Genomic DNA, 22312 nt, shown 5'->3' on the forward strand with positions numbered 1-22312 from the left:
GCTTGCTTACCACTAGCTTTATAGTCATTCATGCTTATCAAATCCCTAAAGGAGCTTCATGAGTCCTTGTTGGCACTTGTAGAAGCGCCGAATCAGAAAGAAGAACATTACCAAAAGTGGTTTGAAAATAACCGGATGATATTCTCTGTACTTGGTTTTTCGGAGGAAATACCTCACCCTTGCTCAATCAACATTGAAGGAGAGGAATACATCCCTGACTTCTTGGCAAGAGACTGTAGCGGTAGCTGGTTTGTCTTTGAACTCAAGAGGCCAGATATTAAAGTCCATACACAGAAAAACCGGCGTAGGACTTTCTATCGAGATTTTGAGTCATACATCTCTCAATGCAATGAGTATTCACTCTTTTTTGAGGAGACGGATAATCGAAACTTTATGAAGACAAAGTATGGGATCACCGTTCAGAGACAAGTACATAGCATACTTGTGGCATCAAGAGATGATTCGCTTGATAAACATTGGGTTCACGACGAAATTGTTAGGAATAGAAATTCAAGAATAACCTTGTTGACGTTTGATGATATTCTTTCATCTATCGAAAATCAAATCAGGCTTCAGGAGTCTCCACTGCTTCATCTACAAGGAGTTTCAGGTGCTGTACTCTTTTCGCATTGTGATCCAATAACTACACCTCAAGATCAATACCTGCTTGATTTTGGCAGTGATCCTATGAACAAAGTCTCGGTAGGATTCAATGCAAATTCGGTTTTTGTAGATATTACGATCAAAGGAAAATGCGTATCAACCAGAAGGCCTTTCTTATTCGTACTTGGGAATAAACCAAATCTACTTTACTTTCGGGTTGGTCTATCTGATTCATGTACACATATATCATTATCAATGAATGGCACTGAATCCATTGACAGAGTATTTGATCCCATGCACATAAAGACCGAATCAATTCACAATATCGTATGCGGATCTGACGTGATGATGAAGACACCCGCAAGCTCAATAATGTATGAGGTTATTGTCTATGCTTGTATACTCGATCATAAAGAGAAAGAGCAGCTCCTTTCATACTTTAACCAGAGATATCAATACTATCTCTCTCCACTAGCGATTCATCCCTTGCCTGGAATATTATTTGACGGCTTGAAAAGCCTGTACACCCCCGGCCATCCTTTTTCGACTGACAAAAAAATATCAGGAAAAAGTATTCTTTCAAATAAGATGTTAGGCTGGTACGATGCTGCGGGTGGAAACTTAACACTTTCTGACGGAAGTACTCCGCTGCCTGCGCCATATCTTGCGCAGCCCAAAGCCATGCCTCCTTACTCCTCTAACTAACCTGTAGTAGCTGTAGCTGTAGGGTGTGTTCCCTCATGCAAGTCCTACCGCTGCAGCGATAGATTTGAATGATTATAAGCTAAAAACATCTAGGCACAGCGACGGACGGGAGTGCGATCGGTTATGATACTAAATCCGTTGAGTATAGGCTATATATCAGGAGAGGCACTCATGCAAGAGGCAAAAGGCAAAAGGGGGAATAAATAATCAGTCTTTAATAACCGGATTTAGTATCAGACTTGAATTGGCCTATTGGTGGGGGTTTCATCCCGTCGCACTAAGCACTTCGGGTCTTCACCCCGACATTTGAGATAAATTCTGGCGGCAAGGAAATGACCGATTCTTGGTCAGGAGAGACAATGACAGGCAAAATAGCTTGATGGTGATAGGTTACCTTCCCTTGTTTCGAGGTGCTTTGTTGAGCAACGAGGACAACTAATTTTCTCTGAACTATAGTACTGAGTAGCATCTGGGATTGATGTCGGATTAAAGTTTTTCTTAGTAGATAGCGAAGGCAATCAAGTTGATTGTCCGAAATATTACAGAAAAGCTGAAAAACAACTAAACCGATTAAACAAGAAAAAGTCGAAGAAATACCGGAAGGGTAAAAAACAATCTCGTAATTATCACAAAGCTAGAAAGCGATATGCTCGGAAACATTTAAGAGTAAGTAGGCAACGAAAAGATTTTGTCAAGAGTGTGGCACTCCGTTTAGTTAAGTCTAACGACTTAATCGCTTATCTTGCCCTATCCACGTCTGTTAGACTTCTGATAAGAACGAATCACACTAGAACCCTATATCTTTGATTATCAAGGCTTCGGCCGTGAGACTTCGGCCTGATCTCAGACGAACGCTCAGTCGAACAGTTTCAGCTTCGGTAAAACTGAGGGCTTCGGCCGTGAGATCAGCCGAACGGTCTTCACCTGACATTTATGATAGAATTCACCCTGTTCACAGCCTCTATCGTGCCGACAACAGTCACCGTGATCACTTTAACTCTTTTGCACCCCAATCAGGCCACGCCCCTACAACATTGGCAATTTGACAATGATCAGTCAACCATTCTCATCGGCAGGGCGCTGGATAATCATGTGGTTCTCTATAGTGCTGTGGTTTCGAGGCGGCACCTAGAAATCCGCCATAATGATCAGGGTGATTGGGAATTGGAAAATTTAGGGACAAATGGGACGTTTCTCAATGGCAAACCGATCGAGAAAACCGCCGTCGTCGATGGGATGGTGGTTCGTTTAGCCACCTCTGGCCCGCAAATTCAAATTCGTCTCATCGATGAGGACGAGCAACCAAAATTAATCCTCAAACCCCTAGAGGCTCTTTTGGCGGACGACCCCATCCAGCCGGAAAAGGATACTATAGCCAGCTAAAAAATATTAAATTTTTATAAAGTTTTTTCAATTTCCCTAGCAAAATGTAAAAATAGATACAGAATAAGAAATAAAATCTTCTAACTTGTTGTCCCTAAATAGAGACGACAAGAGAGATTAAAGTCACTTTAAAGCATTGCAGGGAGTCGGTGATATGACGTTAGCCTATCGAGGAGTTAAGTACGAAAGGGATTCTCTCCCCTTGGAGATGAAGACCGGAGATATCGGGGGTAAATACCGAGGTCAAGACTGGAATCACCATTATCCTCGCCATATGCTCCAATTAGAGCCGAAACTGCATCGTCAGTATCGTGGAGTTGCCTACAGCACCCGTCCTCATCTTGCTGGACAAGTCACCCCGAACACTTGTCCGTTACCGGTTGTCAAACCCCCTATTGTCGTCCAAGAGGAAACCCTTTCTAGCGTCCATCTGAACAATATTCGTCGTCGTCTGGAACGTCGTTTACAAATCGCTCAAGAGAATGGGGATGAAACCCTCGTTAATCTCTTGAAAAAAGAATCCCAAGACTTAGCCTTAAACTACTAGATTAGCAGTTTTTTTGCCACTTTCCCCTCGGTTTTGCCGGGGGGAATATTTTTGGGCGCAAAAATCTTATCGATAGAAATTATCACCCTAGTTAGGGGCTGCTGAAAAAGTTTTTCGTGGGGGCAGGGTGTGGGGTGTGGGGTGTGGGGTGTAGGGTTTTACCGATTTTGAGGTAGTCAGTTACCTAATTTTCAGGGAAAAAGTAGATTGGGGTGTTGTATTATTTCCACAACATTTTTGATACCTTGGATAAAAGTTTGAAAACTACGCGATTTATTTTCAGTTAGGGAAAGATGGGGGGCAATCTGTTTAGAGTGGGTTCCTGCATAATACTCTTTCACTAGCTTTTTTAATTCTTGTTTAGCCGAGTTAAGCAGGTCTGGTTCTCTGTATTTACTTTTATTTTGTTTTTGACCGAGACTATTTAAATTATACGCCTTGGCCACCGCTGCTAAATCTCCCAGAAACCAAGATTCTAATTCATGGCAAATAATCCGAATTAAGACTTGAGCATCACTGGCATTTTGACAAATTTGCCCTAGTTTCTTTTTGAGTTCTTGACAATCGTGGGAATCCTGATCATGGACAATAATAAATTTGGTATTGGGACTAGATTTCTTGAAAGCTTTGAGTTTTATAGGAATAGATTTGGCTAGGTCTTGTTTGCCTTGATGACTAATACATTTATACCTTATTTCTGGGGGAATAAGTTTAGGCAAAAGTTCGTTTAACACATTTTCTATAGATGACTCTTCTAGCAAAAATACGATATCATAGTTCATTATGGTGCTACTCCTTCAAACCAACCTTGATTCCAAAGATAGCCGGGTAAATCGCCTTCCGCTACTAAGTTTTTGATGATTTCGCTATCGGCAGCCCTATGGATTTGGGTGATACCTTGGGATTTAATTAGCCAGAAAATACTAGCTAGTGGAACCGCGTTGATAAAATCGGGGGAGTGGCTAGAAACAAATACCTGACCCCCCTGATCGCTATAGTGGGCGAATTCTTCGGCTAGTTCTTTTAATAAAGTAGGATAAAGTTGGTTTTCTGGTTCTTCGACACAGAGTAGGGGATGAGGATTGGGATCGAATAGTAATATTAAATAAGCGAACATTTTCATAGTCCCGTCAGAAACATAGCGATCAATAAAAGGGTCTTTAAAGGCCTGATCTTGAAAACGTAAAATCAAGCGACCGTCTTCGGTTTCTTTGGCTTCCACAGAGGAAATACCCGGAACTCTTTGTTTCATTTTTTCGAGAATTTGCTGAAAAATTGTGGGATATTGTTGATAAATATATTGAGCAACTGTAGCTATATTGTCGCCAGTAGGGGATAAGTGTTCAGCATAAGATATTTCTTTACTTCCTCTAGCTTCGCTAATATGAAAGTCAGAAACGTGCCAATTTTCAATCAGAGAACGAAAGGCTGTAGCGGCTTTAAAACGTTGAAATTGTCCTAATCCTTTGATCGCTAGTATATCGTTAGATTCTAGCTGTTGTTCTTCTCGATCGAGTTCTTTATCTGGTTTACTAAAATCTTCTTCGTTGGTGATAGCATATCCTTGACCAAGTTGAAAATCTAAAAAATGAAAAGGTTTACCGTGTTCACCCCTTTTATAGCGAAGTATTTCGCGTTTGATAACAGGGCGATTTTTGTTTTGTCCAATTATAAGTATATAAGTAACCAGACGTTCTGTATCTAAGATTTTCATGCGAAATTGCAGCTCGATTTCAATATTTTCCTGTTCTTGACCTCTAGTGATAATTTCTCTATAACCGCCGCGAATTTGTAAGGCTTGGCGAATGTTGTTTTTGAGGGCATCTCGCAGAAACCCAAAAATATCAAATAGAGTAGATTTTCCCGTGCCGTTAGCTCCAATAATCACACAAAAAGGGGGAATATCTCTTATGTGTATGTTTTTAAACATACGATAGTTTTTTATTTTAATAGAAACAATTTTCATGATATAATCGAGCAGTTATAGTTTTTTTGATTATACGATTGATCAGGTGAAGATAACTGATCAATTAGCCAAAAAAGCCAGAGATTAGACTCTCTGGGAAATTGGGGTATAAATCAGCCGCCTGAGGAAGGGACAAGAAACCAGACTCAAGACAAGTTGCCCAAAATAGCGTAAATTGTCTATAAATTTGTTCAACGACTTAAATTAGTACAAATGTTTGACTGTATTATCATCGGTGCGGGACCAGCAGGAACGACGGCGGGTTATCATCTAGCTAAAAGGGGACGATCGATCCTGATCCTCGATAAAGCGAAATTACCCCGTTATAAACCCTGTGGTGGTGGGGTATCCCCAGCAATTAAGCAGTGGTTTGATTTTGACTTTACCCCCGTGATCGAGAATACCGTCACCCAAGTGGAGTTTACTTGGAAACAGGGGGATGCCGCCACCACTAAGTTAAATATGCTAGAACCGATGTGGATGGTACAAAGGGATCGTTTCGATGATTTTTTAGGTCAACAGGCGATCGCAGTCGGGGCAACTATCCAAGATAACAGCGAAGTTACCCAGATCAAATTCATCCAAGATCACTGGCAAGTTACCACATCCCAAGGAACATTTTCAGGCAAATATCTGATTGCTGCCGATGGTGTTAGGGGCAGTACCAGTCGCTGGTTAGGATTACCGGCGAAAAACCAAGCGATCGGGGCTACTCTGGAAATTACTAACGCAGAAGCGACTATTCCCCCCAAAAAAGCTTTTTTTGACTTTGGTTCCCTAAAAAATGGTTATATCTGGGCTTTTCCCAAGTCTAATGGTTACACAATTAGCGGTGCTTGTTTTAAGGGCAGCATCAAATCCGAGGAGCTAAAAAAACAACTGTTAAATTATGCCCATCAAAAAGGCTGGAATTTAGAGGATTATCGCTATAGTGAGTATGCTTTAGCCCTTTGGAACGGAAATCAACCGCTACACGCCCAAAATGCCCTAATTACAGGGGAAGCGGCGGGGATTCTCGATCCGCTCATCGGAGAGGGTATCCGTCCGGCAATTTTGACGGGAGTTAAGGCAGCCGAGGCGATCGATCGAGCTTTAGCCGGAGATAATCAGGCTTTAGCGGGCTATAGTCGGATAATTCGGGAAGAATGGGGGGAAGATATGGCTTTAGCGGCTAAATTAGCCGGTTTATTCTATCAATTTACCCAAATCGCCTACAATGTCGCCGTTAAACGGCCGATCGCCGGTCAACTGATGGGACGTATTCTCGTGGGAGATTTAAAATACCGGGATGTTACGGGACAAGCGATGCAACAATTGAAAAAGCTTTTACTGCCCGGATTCGGTTGGTGATAACACCTCGCGCACCAGGGTGGGGGTGACTCGATCGCTAATGGTGACTTGGCCGATTGCCGTTGGTAAAATAAATCTAACTTGACCATCTTTAACCTTTTTATCGGCAGTGAGAGCATTTACCATCTCATCGGCATTTAAAGGCGGCATACGGGTTTCTAAGGCGGCTTTTTCGATTAAATCGGTTTGACGTTGATTTTCCCCGGCGGTCCACATTCCCAGTTTAACAGCGATCGCTCCTGCCGCCACCATCCCCATGGCCACCGCTTCCCCGTGGTTAACGCTAGTATATCCCGTTAAACTTTCAATGCCGTGGGCGATCGTGTGACCATAGTTTAAGATCGCCCGCAAACCCGCTTCTTTTTCGTCTTTGCTTACCACATCTGCTTTAGCTTGGCAAGACTTTGTAATAATTGTTTGCAATAGCTCGCCATCGATCTGAGAAAAACTAGCTAAATTGTCCGAGTCTTCTAACTGTTGAAATAACTCAGCATCCCAAATTACACCGTATTTAATCACTTCTGCCATTCCAGCCCGAAATTCTCGCACGGGTAGAGTTTTAAGCACGCTAGGATCGATCAGAACTAATTTCGGTTGATAAAACGCCCCGATCAGATTTTTGCCCTGGGGATGATTAACACCAGTTTTACCCCCGATGGAAGCATCTACCATGGCTAACAGGGTGGTGGGAACTTGGACAAAATTAACGCCCCGTAACCATGTGGCTGCCGCAAATCCCGTCATATCGCCGATCACACCACCACCGAGGGCAACCATAGTCGAGGAACGTTCCAGCCGGTGAGCGAGGGCGCTATCATAAACTTGGGCGATCGCATCGAGGGTTTTATAATTTTCTCCGGCGGGGATCAGATGAGTAGAAACAACAAAGCCCGCTTTTTCTAGGGAATTAACGGCTATTTGCCCGTAATAGTCAAAAATTTCGGGATTAGAAACCAATAAAACCTTTTTACCTAAGCTTAACCGGATCATTTCTCCACCGAGATTAGCTAAACTGCCCTTCTCGATCAGAATATTATAGGAGCGATCGGGTAAATTAACGGGAATACAAATAGCCATAGGGTGTGGTAATTATAAATTATCAATTATGAATTATGAATTGCGAGGTAGGGAGATGGGGAGTGCCGGAGCAGGGAGAATAAATAAAAATAATCTCCTGACTCCTGACTCCCGATAGCCAAAAAGATGATCGGTTATTGGCGCAGCTTAGTCAACTCTAAGAGCAGACGACAGGATAAAAAACAGATAAAGCTCTCTCCTAGAAAGAGACTTAATTGCCAAGCGTCAGCGATCAAGTCTGTGGATAATTGTAGGGGAACTAGGCCGCGGACTAGGGCAAAAGCTGCCACTGTACCATCTTTGAGATGGGGATTATCGTCGTTACGGACGACATAACGATAGGTGACACCGAAGAGAAATCCGCTAATTATCGCCCCGGATATCTTGACAAAAGCGCCAATTAGTGTGAGCGATTCCCCTAACAATAGTCGATCAACAATTAAAAATAGCAGATAGGGAACCAGGAAAGCCAGAGCCGAGATACTCCCCACCTGTATGGATTCGATTCTTTCCTTGAGCGTAATTTGCACGATCGCCTCTCTAAAACGGAGTCACTGATGAAGTATTATCGAAAATTTGGGTTGAAAACCTCGCCCTTTAGGGCGACTTTATGTTAGCATTAAATTGAGTCGTTGACTTTGGGAACGCAGGAAACAAGCGACACTCCGTAATCCCTAAATCTCTAACCATCACTGGTACAAAAGCTTTCATAGTAAGTCCACATGGTAAGAGCGAAAAACAATTAAATACTGTGGGACACACAGAAATTTACGCTTGGGGAGTAGTCTTTAAGAGTGCTTGCCTTGTAGGTGTAGTCGGACTAGACATGAAACTGTAAGACCAAAATTAGCTTTGCTAGTAGCGGCAAGATTCAGCCCAAGAATCTCCGCACTTTTAGGGCGGAGAGTGTCAAAAATTGAGTAGTTATCTCCTAAGTAATTCGTTTAACAAAGGCAATTATGGATATTTTGACACTTGGTTGGGTTAGCATTCTCGCCCTGTTCACTTGGTCGATCGCCATGGTGGTTTGGGGTCGTAACGGTTTCTAGGTAATCTATAGATACCATGGAAACATCCTTGATTCTCAACACTCTCTTTCTAGTCGCCTTAATTCTCCTCGTTATCGTCAGTGGTGGCATTCTCTACCTGACGACTACAGAATGGCGCGATCGCCGTCGTCAAGATGGCGATAAAAAATTAGGAAAATAAATAATTCTGAACAGGTGTACTTAATTACGCCTGTTTTTCCTTTACTATGATTAAAATACTGCACTTATCGGATATTCACATGGGGAGCGGTTTTTCCCATGGACGTTTAAATCCAAAAACGGGATTAAACACGCGTTTAGAGGATTTTATGGGCAGTTTAAGCCTCTGTATCGATCGGGCTATTGCCTCCCCTGTGGATCTAGTGCTTTTTGGGGGAGATGCCTTTCCCGATGCCACTCCTCCTCCTTTTGTTCACGAAGCTTTTGCCAGTCAATTCCGTCGTCTTGCCGATGCTAATATCCCGACGGTGTTATTAGTAGGTAATCACGATCAACATTCTCAGGGTAATGGCGGTGTCAGTCTCTCCATCTATCGTACCCTAGCGGTGCCGGGGTTTATTGTTGGCGATCGCTTGACCACCCATCGCATCACCACCCGCAACGGCGATATCCAAGTCATTACTTTACCCTGGTTAACCCGGGCCACTCTCTTAACCCGTCCCGAAACCGAGGGTTTATCCTTGAGTGGGGTAAATGAATTATTAATTAACCGTTTAGAACCGGTTTTAGAAGGAGAAATTCGCCAATTAGATACAAGTTTACCAACAGTTTTATTAGCCCATTTAATGGCCGATCGAGCTAGTTTAGGAGCAGAAAGATTTTTAGCAGTTGGTAAAGGTTTTACCGTGCCTTTATCCCTGCTAAATCGTCCACAATTCGAGTATGTTGCCCTCGGTCATGTTCACAAACATCAAAATCTTAATCCTAGCAATGATCCGCCTATTGTCTATCCGGGGAGCATTGATCGAGTGGATTTTAGTGAGGAGAAAGAAGATAAGGGCTATGTTTTAATAGAAGTGGCTAAAGGAGAGGTTAAATGGGAATTTTGCCCTTTACCCGTGCGTACTTTCCGTTCCATCGAAGTGGATGTTTCCGAGGCAGAAAACCCCCAAAAAGAATTGCTGAAAGCTCTGAAAAAATACGATATTCAGGAAGCAGTTATCCGCTTAGTTTATAAAATTCGCAGTGAGCAATTAGAACTAATCAACACCAATCAGCTTGATGAGGCGTTAAAACCTGCCCATAGCTATAGTATTCGGGCGGAGTTAATTAGTCAATTAACCCGTCCCCGTTTACCGGAATTAGGGGTGGGTAATCAATTAGATCCGATGGAAGCGTTAAAAGCTTATATCGATAATAAGAAAGATTTGCGCGATATTGTTGATGATATGTTAGAGGCAGCCCAGCTTTTATTAAATCAACAGCCAGAAATTTGGCTAGAGGAAGAAACCTCGATTTAGCTATCAGTTATCAGTTATCAGTTGTCGGTTATCAGTTTACTGTTTACTGTTTACTGCTCACTGAAATATCTTCCCTATCCCTGTTTAAACCAGCTATGAGTTTATGTCTTAATCCTGATTGTCTTCATAACAATAATCCTACAGATAAATTCTGTCAAAAATGTCGCTTTCAATTATTACTCAAAGATCGTTATCGTGCTATAAAATTAATTGGTCAAGGAGGTTTCGGTAAAACTTTTCAAGCAATTGATGAGGATAAACCTTCTAAACCTTATTGTGTGATTAAACAATTTTTTCCTAGCACTCAAGGCAGTAATGCTCTCAAGAAAGCGGCGGAATTATTTAAAGAAGAAGCGATTAGTTTAGATAATCTCGGTCAACACCCACAAATTCCCTCCCTCTATGCCTATTTTACCAGCAATGATGGGCGACAATATCTTGTTCAAGAATATATTGAGGGAGAAAATCTAGAACAAGAATTACAAAGCGAGGGAGTTTTCAATGAAGAAAAGATCAAACATCTTTTATTAGAAATTTTGCCAATTCTTGATTTTATCCATGCTAAAAGAGTCATTCATCGAGATATTAAACCAGCCAATATAATTCGGAGACGCAGCGATAATAAAATAATTTTAGTTGATTTTGGTGCCTCTAAATTTATCACTATTGCTAATCTTTCCCTGACAGGAACAGTGATCGGTTCGGCGGGATATGTCGCCCCGGAACAAAGCAATGGCAAAGCGATCAATAGCAGTGATTTATATAGTTTGGGAGTCACTTGTATCTATTTATTAACGGGAATATCTCCCTTTGAATTATTCGATGTGAGTGAACATGAATGGGTATGGAGACAGCACCTTATTAATAATCCTGTTAGTGTTGAATTAGGCGAAATTTTAGATAAATTAATTGAATTTGGTACCAAAAAACGTTATCAATCAGTCGAGGAAGTCCTGCAAGAGTTGGCGGCAAAATTAGCTGCAGTGATTCCGCCAAAACCCCGATCACAGGCCACAATTCAAGAAACGGTTTTATCAGTTTTTCCAGTTGCCACCAGGGAGGAAATTAACCTCAAAAGTGCCAAGGCAATTGATTACACTAACCTACGGGATTTCTTAGCGCAAGAAAAATGGCAAGAGGCAGATCAAGAAACGGCTAATCTATTTTTAAAAGTTGCCGATCGAACTAAAGAAAAATATCTTAAGATAGAAGACATAGATAACTTTCCCTGTGAAGATTTAGCCACTATCAATCAACTATGGTTAAAATATAGTCAAGAAAAATTCGGTATATCTGTTCAGAAAAGAATCTATGAAAGTTTAGGAGGAAGCGGCAATTATGATCAACAAAAATGGAACGATTTTGGATCAAAAGTCGGTTGGCGAGTTAATAACAAGTGGTTATACTACGATCAAATTACTTTCTCTCTCAAAGCACCCTGGGGACATCTTCCCACCCTTGTGTGGGGTGTGGGTGGTGGCATAATTCTTTTTTCTCGTCTGGAAACCTGTACGATGGACGTAGTTTCTAACAGGGGATAAATTGACTTAAAAACTTTTCTGGAGAATTAAACAATTTCTCCCTTCGGCAGTGCGGATATATTGTAAAGTATCAGTAAAAGAACGCATGAAAAGTAATCCTCGATCGCTTTCCATTTCCAAAGGTGCGAGGGGATGTTGTTGTAGAGAATCAAGTTTGGCTTGCAGATCAAAAGGTTGACCGTGATCCCATATTTTTATTTCTAGAGAATGGGACTGTAAAGTTAATTCTAGATCGATGGGTGTAGTCGCTGGTAAATGTTGGTGAGCGTAACGGACAGCATTAGTAAATCCTTCCGCTAAAGCCACTTTACACTGCCAAAGCACCGAATCAGGTAGAAAAGAGCGGCCGTGAGATTCAAACCATTGTAGGACTGGGATTAAAGCTGCCAATTCCGTCCGGACTTGTAGATGGAAATGGAGGGGGGAAGAAGGGGAATTTAAGACTTCAGAAGGCACCACTGTTTTTTTGAAAGAGAATCAAAATTGTTTTAAAAATCAGTTGTAGATCGTAGCCTAAACTCCAATTTTCTTGATAGCGCAAATCTAGTTGAATTACCTCTTCAAAATTACGCACCTGAGAGCGACCATTCACCTGCCATTCTCCCGTCATACCGGGTTTTACGTCTAAACGTTGCCATTGGGGAACATCGTAGCGTTCCACCTCATCGGGTGTGGGGGGACGAGTGCCGACAAGACTCATTTCACCGGTGATCACATTCCAAAACTGAGGGAATTCGTCTAAGCTGTTACGACGTAAAAATTTTCCTACCCGGGTAATCCGGGGATCATTTTTATTTTTAAAAAAAGCTCCCTCCGCTTGATTGGGGATTTTATCCTTGAGTGCTTCCGCATCCACACACATGGAACGAAACTTGAGAATCTTAAATTCCTTTCCCAACCAACCGCAGCGGGTTTGACTGAAAAAAATTGGACCTGGACTGTCTAACTTAATAGCGATAGCAATAGGGACAAAAATAACCCCCGTGATTAATAAACCCACGGTCCCACCAACAATGTCAAGACCGCGCTTTAACCAACTGCGAATTGAGGGATGGGTTTCGGGTAGATGGTTTTCAGGGGTAGTACGGCCGTTTTCTTGGGCTGCTAGGGGGGAGGTTTGGAAAGTCAATAATTGATCTAGTCCCGTAATCGATAAAACCCCCATCACTGGGGGATGGACGTTAGCCAGCACTAACTCGATATTTTCTGCCCTGGCCGCTTTGAGATTATGGACTAAAGCACCCACACCACTACTATCCATAAATTGAGTGGCATTCAGATCGAGAATGACTTTTTCGGGAGTGGGTATTTGGGCGATGAGATGGTGAAAGATATCCTTGAACTGTACTGCTTCCAAGACAGTCAAGCGATCAGGCATCCGCAAAACCGGATACTCCATCGGAATGATCAGAAAACGTGTTTCAGGAATTTGGGAAGTCATCGACACAAAGATGTGGTTTGATGGATGAACAAGGCCTGATGACCTACCTAATGTTTACTACACTTTTCCCCAAATACCAATGGGTAATGTCAAAGATTAGCTGTAATTATCGGCTAACGAATCTCACCTAGGGGCGGACGGCCTTGGGTTTGGGCCTTCGCTTTGGCCGCACTCTTTCTCAGGGCATCCAAACGGGTCTCATAACGCTTACGCAGACGACGGTTGGGCGTTTGTTCAATTAGGGTTTTAAAGGCACTGCCTAGGCTCTTGTAGGCGTTGGGGAGAGAATAACCGAAACGGGTGGCGAGGGCGATCGCTTTTTCATCGGCTTCGATCGCTTCTTTGAGAATTTTATCACCGTTATTTTTGCGCCAGAGACGATAACCGGAAATCCCACATAATCCCATGGCCAAAAGCAATAATAAACCGTCCTGTACCCATAATTCCCCCACCGCACCACCTAAACCAATAGCGAGGGCGGCCATTTCCCAGCCTTCCCGCGGAATACTATCATTTTGAATCCTGGCCACTTCATGCCAAAAGAGCAAATTACGCTGATCGATGGCTAAATTTTCCCATTTGGCTAAATCTATCTGAATTTCTACCTCATCTCTGCCAATTTCTTCACAACGGATCAGGGGGGGGTTAATCTCTGTAGAACCTTCTACCGTTACCCAACTTTGTAATTCTGGGGGTAGCAGGGTTTTTAGGCGCCGAAGTTCGCTCATTTCGGCTCGTGCAGAGGAGGCCGCATAAGATGTCATAGATTTTTTACCTATTCTCTACCAATGACGATGATTTCTATTTTGGATCATAGCGGTCTTTTTTGTGATCTTGGCAGCTTTTGGCCCTGGGCAGCATTTTCAGTGATCAGTAACCAGTGATGGAAGTGGGAAGTGGGGAAGTGGGGATAAACAATCCATAACTGGGGTTTTAAAGTTCGATTGGGAGTCAATCGGACTGAGTGGGTGGGTGTTAAAAATTGTCAGATACCCCCCTTATTAAGGGGAGATCAAAGACAAAATCTATCTTCTATTTACTTATTAAATAGACCGTAACTTTTGCCGACTAATGCTCAAAGATATCTTTGTATTGCTGTAAATCTAAAGCGGTGAAGACGGGGATACAACTAAAGCATTTTTGTGCTAATTCCCATCTTTCTTCTCTTTGCAGCATCACAATTAGTGTATCTCGCACTGACAGTAAATAGCGCACATCGTTAGCAGCATAACTCAGTTGTTGTGGGGTAAGATTAGCGGCATTTCCCCAATCAGAACTCTGAGCGGTTTTGTCTAATTCTATGCCTTCCAATTCCTGCACGAGACTTTTTAACCCGTGACTGCTGGTATAAGTCCGAGCCAGTTTACTGGCGATTTTGGTGCAGAAAATCGGTTGCGTGGCAATGCCAAAAGTATGGGATAGTTGAGCCACATCAAAACGGGCAAAATGAAAGACTTTTTCTATCCGCTCATCTTCCATGACCTTTTTGAGATTAGGAGCCTCTGTTTGCCCCCTAAAAATGCGAATAGCGGTGACAAAACCACTGGGGTCACAGAGTTGAATTAAACACAGTCGATCGCGTCCCGGTACTAATCCCATAGTTTCTGTATCTACAGCGATCGAATTAACCCCTAGATAACGGGATAATAGGTCATCGCTTAAATCTCGATCGCACACTTGAAAATTGTCTAAGTTCATATAGTTAGAAGATAGGAGACAGGAGACAGGAGATAGGAGGGAAATTTGTAATGCTTTTGCCTATCGCACGACTGCCTTTATTTCCCTGATAACTGATAACTGATAACTGATAACTGATGTTAAAAACTGGTAATTAAATTTAAATATCATCGTGGTCATTTTGTCAACGCTTTTTAACAAAAAGTTGTGTAAAGTAATATTCACCAGCATTATTTTTAGCGATACCGATACCAGTGAGATTATAATCACCAACCATATTTTTTTGATGACCAGGACTATTAATCCAACCCTTGACGGCAACACTCACGGGGTCAGGATATCCCTTCATAAAAGCCAAATTTTCGCCCATTTTTTCTAAAGGAATCTTCCTTTGTACTGCCTTGACTCTTCCCTCAAAACCATCATGACTAAAAGGAGCCTGTTTATTGGCCATTTTTTGACTAAATAAGCGAGCTTCATGACTAATGCGAGCATCGAGACGTAGGGACGGTAAATTTTGAGAAATTCGGTAGCGATTAACTTGATAATTAGTGTTTTCTTCAAGGGTAATAAAAAAAGATTGATTCCCGATAGGATCGTAGCTAAGGGGATTAGTAGAAACAGGAGCGGATTGACGTTTTAAAAAGATTTGAGTAAAGTACAATTTTCCTTGACTATCCGTCGCTACTCCAATCCCGGTACTATCAAAATCTCCCTCCATATTTTCCCGATGACCTTGACTTTTAATCCAACCATCCACAGCAATCATTACCGGGTCCTCATAACCTTGATTAACTGCCACATTTTCCCCCACCGCTTGATAGGGAACTGAAACACCAATAGTTTGCGCTCTTTTGTCAAAATCTTGATGACTAAAAGGAACTAAACCCGCGGCCATACGTTGGCTATGTAATCTTGCTTGTTGCGAAATTGCCCGATTTAACAGTAGGGGAGATAAATTGCGAGATTGACGATAGCGATTGACCTGTTGATAGATTTTATTCTCTAAAACAAGTAAAGTTGCCGCATCCACAGGAGAAGGAGAAGGAGAGGGAGAGAAAGAAGGTACGAGTTCCGTAAAAGAGCTATAGTTTAAGGCACTACAGGCCATTAAACTTGTCGATACAAGCATCAAAATTCCTAACTGATAACCCTTCTTAAAAGAACTTTTCATATTAAGCTAGTCTGGAACGAGGAACAGGTCAAAACGAATATCAAATTTAGATGCACAATAGCTTATCCCTCTCACTGATAACTGATAACTGATAACTGCTCACTGTTAACCATTCATCGATAAATATTTAGCCACCGATTGCACATCTTTATCACCCCGTCCGGAGAAATTAATAACAATGCGAGGACTACCGGTCACTTGTGGGCAAAGAGTTTCTAAATAGGCTAAAGCGTGGGCAGTTTCTAGGGCCGGAATAATCCCTTCTAAACGGGAAACTCTTTGAAAAGCTTCTAGTGCTTCCTTGTCGGTGACACTGTAATATTCAGCGCGACCACTATCTTTTAAAAAGCTATGTTCTGGCCCGACTCCGGGATAATCTAAACCGGCACTAATGGAGTGGGCCTCGATAACTTGACCTTCGTTATCTTGTAATAAATAACTCATGGCCCCATGTAGAACCCCCGGTTGACCTTGGGTAAGGGTGGCGGCGTGTTTTCCGGAGGCGATACTTTCCCCGGCGGCCTCCACACCAATTAAACGCACGGCAGCTTCTTTAACAAACTCATGAAATAAACCCATAGCATTAGAACCACCACCCACACAAGCGAGGAGAATATCCGGTAAACCGCCCCATTTTTCCAGACTTTGCTGACGAGTTTCTTGACCGATAACCGCGTGAAAATCGCGTACCATCATCGGATAGGGATGGGGACCGGCCACAGAACCGAGGATGTAGTGAGTGGTTTCCACATTAGTTACCCAGTCGCGAATCGCTTCCGAGGTGGCATCTTTCAGGGTTCCCGTCCCGGCGGCCACGGGTTGCACCGTCGCGCCAAGCAGTCTCATGCGGAAAACATTGAGTTCTTGGCGTTCCATGTCGTGAATTCCCATATAAATCACGCATTCTAGACCAAAACGAGCGCAAACCGTAGCGGTGGCCACGCCGTGCTGTCCTGCTCCAGTTTCGGCGATAATTCGCTTTTTACCCATGCGTTTGGCTAATAAAACCTGACCGAGGGCGTTATTAATCTTGTGGGCCCCGGTATGGTTTAAATCTTCCCGTTTCAGGTAAATTTGCGCCCCAGTGCCGTCAGCTTTGGCATAATGGGCGGTGAGACGTTCGGCAAAATATAAGGGACTAGGTCTACCGACGTAATCCTTGAGCAGTTGATTTAATTCTTCTTGAAAATCGGGGTCGTCCTTATACTGATTATAGGCCGTTTCTAGTTCACTTAAGGCTGGCATCAGGGTTTCCGGGACGTATTTGCCCCCGTAGCGTCCAAAACGCCCAAAAGCATCGGGATACTGGGTTACTGTGCTGGCTGAGGCGGTATAAATCGGCGTGATAGTCATGTAAACCTTCGATGAGAGACTTATGATCCATTATAAATCTAAGGGTTTAGTCTCTGGGTTAACCTGAGTTCCGGGGCAATCATCGCCTAACCTACCCAATAATCAAAGGGTGAGCATTGCCCACCCTTTGACTGATTTTACAGCCAAATACTCACATCAACTTTTAACACCTGTCCTAATAGTAATAACCATTTTAATTGAGTCATCGGCCAGGGACAGGCAGCATCTATGGAATTGGACTGCAAAGAATTAGGAACTAGACGCTCGTGGAAATAATAATAGTATAATTCCTGAGAGCGATCAAGGGATAATCCTAGGTTTAATTGTTGGCTAACTTCAATTAAACGGGTGATTAGGCGAGTATCCTCCTCCGCAGTTAAAGGATCGCCATCGTGTAATAATTTCCCAAGAGATTGCCAGAGCAGACTTTCTAAGGTTTGACGCGCTTCGGGAATATTTAATTGACAGCGTAAATGATTGGCTTCCTTAGCAATAGCCAATAATTGATCGAGATTATTTTCCGTCGCTTGCCGCTGCTCAAAATCTTTTTCTAGGGTATTAATCACCTGTAAACAACGGTGAGAAATGGCAATATCCGCCGCTACCTGTAACTCTTGAGGTACGGGCAGATCATCCCGTTGGAAAGCCGCTAAAATGCCGTAATTATCCCGATAAACTTGGGTGTATAATTGATCGAGACGTTTTTTAGTTTCGGCTGTCACCTTCTGCATAATCCGGTGTCTTTCATCGGCAAAAAGATGGGGTAAAGCAAAAAAGTTTTCTCCCAATCCGCGCCCCATTTCTACGATCATGGTTGAGACACTGGCCTGTTGTAAAGATTCAAAGAGATGGTCCTTAAGATTGGTATAGATTAACCGACCGTTAAAAGGTTGAATGCAGCAGTAAAAATCCCAACCTCCTAAATGTAGAACAGCAAAGACAAAATGTTCACTTTCTTGGGTAATTTCCGAGGTTAATTCCACCTGTCCCACCGCTAAAGTTAAAGACCCGATCGCTTGTTTTTGATAATCTAATTGACGGGTATTGTAACAATAAATCCGATGATGACTGGAATAATTGGTAAATAGGGAACTAATGGCGTAATGGGCCGCCACCTGTTCCAAATCCACCCGCGCAGAAGTGACCAATTGTCGATAGACATCAGCCCCATCTTGATATAACTTAACGTTACTGGGGGCGAAAGCTAGACGACTGAGGAAATTCATTTCTAATTGAATTCCGGCCACTTCTCCGGCTAATTCCAGGGCCCGGCCAGCATATCTCAAAATTTGCGTGCCTTCAGGTCGAGAAATTTCCTCAAAAAACCAGCCACAACTGGTAAACATTAATAAAGCCTGTCTTTGCATTTCTAATAAACGCAAAGCATCGATTTTCTCGCTTTTACTCAGGTTGCGACTTTGATGCAAAGCGAGGAAATGTTCGATCGCGTCTGGGGATCGATCTAAAATAACGGCAATGTAGTCATCCCTTGTCTGCCAAGGATCCCGGAAAAATTCCCGTCCCTGAATCTCATAGACCTTAATTAACTCATCTCTGAGCCAATTTAGGGACTCCCGCAGGGGTTTACGCCATTTTTGCTGGTAATTTCCCCCTCCCCCGCAACCACAGTCATCCTGCCAACGATTTACGCCATGTACACAACTCCATGCGGTCACGGGTTTTAATTCCACTTCCCAAGTGGGGGGGCAAATACTGAGATAATGGGCAAAATTGGTGACTGTCCAGCCGTTTTTAGGGAAAGATTCCGTAAAAGCATAGCTAAGACACTTCTCTGTCCCCTGTTTGTGGTGGCCGAAGGTTTCCCCATCGGTAGCGACGCTGATTAACTGGGAGGGACGATGATCCCCTTTAATTGCCTGTCCCAGACGACCGACGAGAAAATCACTGCTGGCTAGGACATCATTAAAGCCCATATCGCGAGAAATTGGACCATCGTAGAAGAAAATATCCAGATAACGACCATCGGGGATGTAACAGCGATAGGGACGGGTGGGATCGATTTGACCTCCGGCCACCGCGTGCCATTGGGGATGGGGATCATGGTCGCTAGGGAAAGGACGACAGCGCAGGGCCTGGGAAGGGGCTAAAATGGTGAATTTAATCCCCTCATCGATTAAAGCTGTCACTGTGGCTAAATCAATGGCTGTTTCCGCTAACCACATTCCTTCGGGATCACGGCCGAAACGATGCTGAAAATCGGCTTTTCCCCAGCGAATTTGGGTGTATTTGTCCTGTTTGTTGGCTAGGGGCAGAATGATATGATTATAGACCTGGGCAATGGCGTTACCATGACCGTTTAAGCGTTGACAACTTTTTTGATCCGCTGTCAGGATGCGTTGGTAAACTTCGGGATCATGGGATTGCATCCATGACATTAGGGTGGCCCCGATGTTAAAGCTGAGATATTCGTAGTTATTGACTATTTTGATTACTTCCCCCCGGTCATTGTAAATGCGTGCAAAAGCATTGGCACGATAACACTCGTGATGGATGCGTTCATTCCAATTATGGAAGGGATGGGCGCTCGGTTGCCGTTCAATTCTGTCTAGATAGGGATTTTCTCGCGGTGGTTGGTAAAAATGTCCGTGAACCGTGATATAAACTCCGTGAGCGGTTTTCAGGGGGTCGACCCCCGTATCGGTATAGGAATAAAAGGTTGTAGAAGGATGTTCAACAAGATAAGTCATGGAAATGCCTAGAAAATCGTTTTTTTTTGAGCGAAAATAGCTGTAGAATGTGGCGACCTGATGTTTAAAAAAACTGAAAACCTGGCCGTTTTTCACGGCCTTGGGGTCACAATATCACATTTTATTTTCCTAGCAAAGCTAAGGTTAACAATTCGCAACTTCTCTATACACAGCACTAAGTAGGGTCTGCTGAAAAAGCTTTTCGTGGGTGTGGGGTGTCGGTTTTTAAGGGTGTTAGGGATATGCTGACAATAAATCCGGTTATTAAAGACTGATTATTTATTCCCCCTTTGGCTCTTCTAGGTTCTGTGTGATAAGTTTAACTTACTATATGATCGATCGATCTTTGTGTCCTTTGTGTCTTTGTGGTTCGTTCCACCCCCTCGCTCTTGAGAAATGTATCTTAGAATACATTTTACCCACCAAAGCTGGGAGAGCCCCCCTTTTGCCTCTTGCCTCTTGCCTTTTGCCTATCCTAATATGTTACCTATACTCAACGGATTTAGTATCAGTTGATGTTCTTGCTTGACATATTACGCAAAACGGAATAGCATTTGAATATGATTCAATCTTTCCGATGCAAGCATACGCGATTACTTTTTGAAGGAGGAGATCCGCCTCGTTTTCGTGGTTTCAAAGATACTGCTATTCGGAAGTTGACTCAATTAGATGCGGCTCAAACCTTAGAGTTTCTGCGCTCTCCACCAGGCAATCAACTTGAAGCTTTAAAAGGCGATAGAAAAGAACAATATAGTATTCGGATTAATTCTCAGTTTCGATTATGTTTTATCTGGACAAATAATGGACATACTGATGTTGAAATTGTTGATTATCACTCATAAATAATTAATTATGAATAACCGTCCTATTAATCAAATGCGACCCGTTCACCCAGGAGAAATTCTGCGGGAAGATTTTTTGATTCCTCTAAATATGAGCGTGAATGCTTTAGCTTTAGCCTTGAAGGTTCCTGCATCTCGTATTCATGAAATTGTTAAAGAACGTCGTTCTATTTCGGCTGATACGGCAGCAAGATTAGCCTGCTATTTTGGCGGAGATGCTGCTTCCTGGCTCAGTCTTCAAGTAATTTATGATCTGAAGACTTTATCTAACCGTGAGGAGATTATTCAGCAAATTCAGCCCCGTATTTCCGAACAAATTGCCTGATTTTTTAATTAGATTAAGTCCCAGAGATTAAAACACTTTCAAAAGGGTAAAAGGTACATGGGACGAACTCTACAAAATCGGCACTCGCTCCTGCTGCTGCCCAAAAAGCGATCGCCCTTGGCGTTCCCATCCCGAGCAATGACAATTTCAAAGTTTAATCAAGAAGATGACAGCGATCGCATTGAGCCTAGTCATAATGAAATTTACAACTGATAATAATAATTTCTGTTTCTGTAATTTTATAAACTAAGCGATGTTCATCATTAATGCGTCTTGACCAATAACCCTTGAGTTGATGTTTTAAGGGTTCGGGTTTACCGATTCCAGAGAAGGGATGGCGCAATATGTCGTCAATTAAATCAACGATTTTTTTATAGAGTTTTTTGTCTTCTATCGCCCATTCATTGAATTGTTTAAAAGCTTTCGGATCAAATACTATATTTTTCACGCCATTCTTTTACGGTAATTGTCACTAAGTTTTCTTTATTTTCTATTCTGTCAATAGCTTCCGATAATTGACGCTGATTGGCTTCTGTTGAAAGAAGATATTCGGTTGTATCGGGTTCAGGATCAGATACTAAAATAATAATATCCACATCTGTTCCTTCTTCTAGTTCCGTAGAATAAAGCTCTATTTTTCCTTCTCTGCCAACAATTCCTTTCTGTTTAATCGCTCTAATCATGATTTTTTCTCTTAAGATGTCAAACAATTATGGCTATTATAGCGTTTTTCAGTCTGCTGAGGTACAAAAGTTATGGGTTTTAGGCAAAAGGCAAGAGGCAAAAGTCAAAAGGGAAGAAAAATATGTGTACCTCACTAGCTTAGGAAACGCTCTCAAAGAGATCCCAGTTTTAAGGTTTAATCAAGAAGATAACAGCGATCGCACTGCCATCAATGTGCATGGTGCGTTCCCCAAAAGCGATCGCTTTGTAGCAGGACTTGCATTAGGGAACGCACCCTACGGCGATAGCGGTCCTTGTATTGGAACTGCTATACCAGGAATATAAAGATTTATTAAAATGTATCGTAGAATACAATGCGGGGGGGGGTAATGTGTATAGTCTATCTGCGACTTTTAGTTGGTTGTCCCTTAGCTAACCGGCAAAAGCA

General features: G+C 42.6%; 25 protein-coding genes and 2 pseudogenes. 13 read left to right on the forward strand and 14 right to left on the reverse strand.

The window, feature by feature from the left end:
• Positions 1–30 precede the first annotated feature (30 nt).
• A complete protein-coding gene (locus LW728_RS13260; protein ID WP_043997803.1) occupies positions 31–1308 on the forward strand; it encodes a Shedu anti-phage system protein SduA domain-containing protein in 1278 nt (425 codons plus the stop codon).
• Between the two features lie 277 nt (positions 1309–1585).
• Here LW728_RS13260 and LW728_RS13265 read toward each other — a convergent pair whose 3' ends face one another.
• Complete coding sequence (locus LW728_RS13265; protein ID WP_002801578.1) at positions 1586–1777, reverse strand: hypothetical protein; 192 nt, start codon at positions 1775–1777, stop codon at positions 1586–1588.
• On the opposite strand from LW728_RS13265, the pseudogene LW728_RS13270 reads away from it, so the two are divergent.
• The 3 genes and pseudogenes from LW728_RS13270 to LW728_RS13280 all read left to right on the forward strand — a co-directional run.
• A pseudogene (locus LW728_RS13270) lies at positions 1774–2094 on the forward strand (transposase); the annotation flags it as partial. The gene LW728_RS13265 and the pseudogene LW728_RS13270 overlap by 4 nt on opposite strands.
• 147 nt (positions 2095–2241) lie before the next feature.
• Entirely contained in the window at positions 2242–2691 is a 450-nt protein-coding gene (locus tag LW728_RS13275) for an FHA domain-containing protein (RefSeq protein ID WP_287766938.1), read from the forward strand.
• A 154-nt stretch (positions 2692–2845) separates the two neighbouring features.
• On the forward strand, positions 2846–3238 hold the full coding sequence (locus tag LW728_RS13280; RefSeq protein ID WP_002804658.1) for a DUF4278 domain-containing protein: 393 nt from the start codon (positions 2846–2848) through the stop codon (positions 3236–3238).
• Between the two features lie 191 nt (positions 3239–3429).
• Here the strand turns inward: LW728_RS13280 and LW728_RS13285 are convergent, their stop codons facing one another.
• Positions 3430–4020: a DUF4276 family protein gene (locus tag LW728_RS13285; protein WP_287766939.1), complete on the reverse strand. Its 591-nt coding sequence runs from the start codon at positions 4018–4020 to the stop codon at positions 3430–3432.
• Positions 4020–5204 carry an AAA family ATPase gene (locus LW728_RS13290; protein WP_287766941.1) on the reverse strand — a complete coding sequence of 395 codons (1185 nt, stop codon included), beginning with the start codon at positions 5202–5204 and terminating at the stop codon, positions 4020–4022. The genes LW728_RS13285 and LW728_RS13290 overlap by 1 nt, the downstream gene beginning before the upstream one ends.
• A gap of 213 nt (positions 5205–5417) precedes the next feature.
• On the opposite strand from LW728_RS13290, the gene LW728_RS13295 reads away from it, so the two are divergent.
• A complete protein-coding gene (locus LW728_RS13295; RefSeq protein ID WP_002801561.1) occupies positions 5418–6554 on the forward strand; it encodes a geranylgeranyl reductase family protein in 1137 nt (378 codons plus the stop codon).
• Here the strand turns inward: LW728_RS13295 and aroB are convergent.
• Both aroB and LW728_RS13305 read right to left on the reverse strand, forming a co-directional pair.
• The gene (aroB, locus tag LW728_RS13300) at positions 6531–7631 is read right to left on the reverse strand and encodes a 3-dehydroquinate synthase (RefSeq protein ID WP_287766943.1); all 1101 of its coding nucleotides are present in this window, start codon (positions 7629–7631) and stop codon (positions 6531–6533) included. The genes LW728_RS13295 and aroB overlap by 24 nt on opposite strands.
• Positions 7632–7765: 134 nt before the next feature.
• On the reverse strand, positions 7766–8161 hold the full coding sequence (locus LW728_RS13305; RefSeq protein WP_287766945.1) for a hypothetical protein: 396 nt from the start codon (positions 8159–8161) through the stop codon (positions 7766–7768).
• Positions 8162–8590: 429 nt separating this feature from the next.
• Here LW728_RS13305 and petN point away from each other — a divergent pair, with 429 nt between their 5' ends.
• From petN to LW728_RS13325, 4 genes are all read left to right on the forward strand, one after another.
• Positions 8591–8680 carry a cytochrome b6-f complex subunit PetN gene (gene petN, locus LW728_RS13310; RefSeq protein WP_012265708.1) on the forward strand — a complete coding sequence of 30 codons (90 nt, stop codon included), beginning with the start codon at positions 8591–8593 and terminating at the stop codon, positions 8678–8680.
• Positions 8681–8696: 16 nt separating this feature from the next.
• Positions 8697–8840 (forward strand): hypothetical protein, encoded by a 144-nt coding sequence (locus LW728_RS13315; protein ID WP_002736416.1) that lies wholly within the window; start codon positions 8697–8699, stop codon positions 8838–8840.
• Between the two features lie 46 nt (positions 8841–8886).
• Positions 8887–10140, forward strand: a complete 1254-nt coding sequence (gene sbcD / locus LW728_RS13320) for an exonuclease subunit SbcD (protein ID WP_287766947.1) — start codon at positions 8887–8889, stop codon at positions 10138–10140.
• A gap of 95 nt (positions 10141–10235) precedes the next feature.
• Positions 10236–11681, forward strand: coding sequence for a serine/threonine-protein kinase (locus LW728_RS13325; RefSeq protein ID WP_287766965.1), 1446 nt, complete (start codon positions 10236–10238; stop codon positions 11679–11681).
• Positions 11682–11687: 6 nt separating this feature from the next.
• Here LW728_RS13325 and LW728_RS13330 read toward each other — a convergent pair whose 3' ends face one another.
• The 7 genes from LW728_RS13330 to LW728_RS13360 all read right to left on the reverse strand — a co-directional run bounded on the left by LW728_RS13330 (position 11688) and on the right by LW728_RS13360 (position 20034).
• On the reverse strand, positions 11688–12140 hold the full coding sequence (locus LW728_RS13330) for an ATP-binding protein (RefSeq protein ID WP_287766949.1): 453 nt from the start codon (positions 12138–12140) through the stop codon (positions 11688–11690).
• Complete coding sequence (locus tag LW728_RS13335) at positions 12127–13122, reverse strand: anti-sigma factor antagonist (protein WP_287766950.1); 996 nt, start codon at positions 13120–13122, stop codon at positions 12127–12129. The genes LW728_RS13330 and LW728_RS13335 overlap by 14 nt, the downstream gene beginning before the upstream one ends.
• A gap of 113 nt (positions 13123–13235) precedes the next feature.
• Entirely contained in the window at positions 13236–13886 is a 651-nt protein-coding gene (locus LW728_RS13340) for a DUF3318 domain-containing protein (RefSeq protein ID WP_002781787.1), read from the reverse strand.
• Between the two features lie 304 nt (positions 13887–14190).
• A complete protein-coding gene (locus LW728_RS13345; RefSeq protein ID WP_004163758.1) occupies positions 14191–14820 on the reverse strand; it encodes a ribonuclease D in 630 nt (209 codons plus the stop codon).
• A 163-nt stretch (positions 14821–14983) separates the two neighbouring features.
• Positions 14984–15973 carry a CAP domain-containing protein gene (locus LW728_RS13350; protein WP_287670943.1) on the reverse strand — a complete coding sequence of 330 codons (990 nt, stop codon included), beginning with the start codon at positions 15971–15973 and terminating at the stop codon, positions 14984–14986.
• Between the two features lie 105 nt (positions 15974–16078).
• On the reverse strand, positions 16079–17326 hold the full coding sequence (gene trpB / locus LW728_RS13355) for a tryptophan synthase subunit beta (RefSeq protein WP_287766952.1): 1248 nt from the start codon (positions 17324–17326) through the stop codon (positions 16079–16081).
• Positions 17327–17463: 137 nt separating this feature from the next.
• Complete coding sequence (locus tag LW728_RS13360) at positions 17464–20034, reverse strand: DUF3536 domain-containing protein (RefSeq protein WP_004163753.1); 2571 nt, start codon at positions 20032–20034, stop codon at positions 17464–17466.
• Between the two features lie 310 nt (positions 20035–20344).
• Between LW728_RS13360 and LW728_RS13365 the strand changes: the two are divergent.
• The 3 genes and pseudogenes from LW728_RS13365 to LW728_RS13375 all read left to right on the forward strand — a co-directional run bounded on the left by LW728_RS13365 (position 20345) and on the right by LW728_RS13375 (position 21201).
• Positions 20345–20550, forward strand: a pseudogene (locus LW728_RS13365) (hypothetical protein).
• Between the two features lie 44 nt (positions 20551–20594).
• Complete coding sequence (locus tag LW728_RS13370) at positions 20595–20876, forward strand: type II toxin-antitoxin system RelE/ParE family toxin (RefSeq protein ID WP_287766953.1); 282 nt, start codon at positions 20595–20597, stop codon at positions 20874–20876.
• A gap of 10 nt (positions 20877–20886) precedes the next feature.
• Positions 20887–21201, forward strand: a complete 315-nt coding sequence (locus LW728_RS13375) for a HigA family addiction module antitoxin (RefSeq protein WP_002801551.1) — start codon at positions 20887–20889, stop codon at positions 21199–21201.
• Between the two features lie 187 nt (positions 21202–21388).
• Here LW728_RS13375 and LW728_RS13380 read toward each other — a convergent pair whose 3' ends face one another.
• Together LW728_RS13380 and LW728_RS13385 are read right to left on the reverse strand one after the other, a co-directional pair.
• Positions 21389–21649, reverse strand: a complete 261-nt coding sequence (locus tag LW728_RS13380; protein ID WP_002735847.1) for a Txe/YoeB family addiction module toxin — start codon at positions 21647–21649, stop codon at positions 21389–21391.
• Positions 21630–21884, reverse strand: a complete 255-nt coding sequence (locus LW728_RS13385) for a hypothetical protein (protein WP_287766954.1) — start codon at positions 21882–21884, stop codon at positions 21630–21632. Before LW728_RS13385 ends, LW728_RS13380 begins: the two co-directional genes overlap by 20 nt.
• A 16-nt stretch (positions 21885–21900) precedes the next feature.
• Between LW728_RS13385 and LW728_RS13390 the strand changes: the two genes are divergently transcribed.
• Positions 21901–22209 carry a hypothetical protein gene (locus LW728_RS13390; RefSeq protein WP_287766955.1) on the forward strand — a complete coding sequence of 103 codons (309 nt, stop codon included), beginning with the start codon at positions 21901–21903 and terminating at the stop codon, positions 22207–22209.
• Positions 22210–22312 lie beyond the last annotated feature (103 nt).

The organism is Microcystis sp. 49638_E5, assembly GCF_021300285.1.
Taxonomy (GTDB): Bacteria; Cyanobacteriota; Cyanobacteriia; order Cyanobacteriales; family Microcystaceae; genus Microcystis; species Microcystis aeruginosa_C.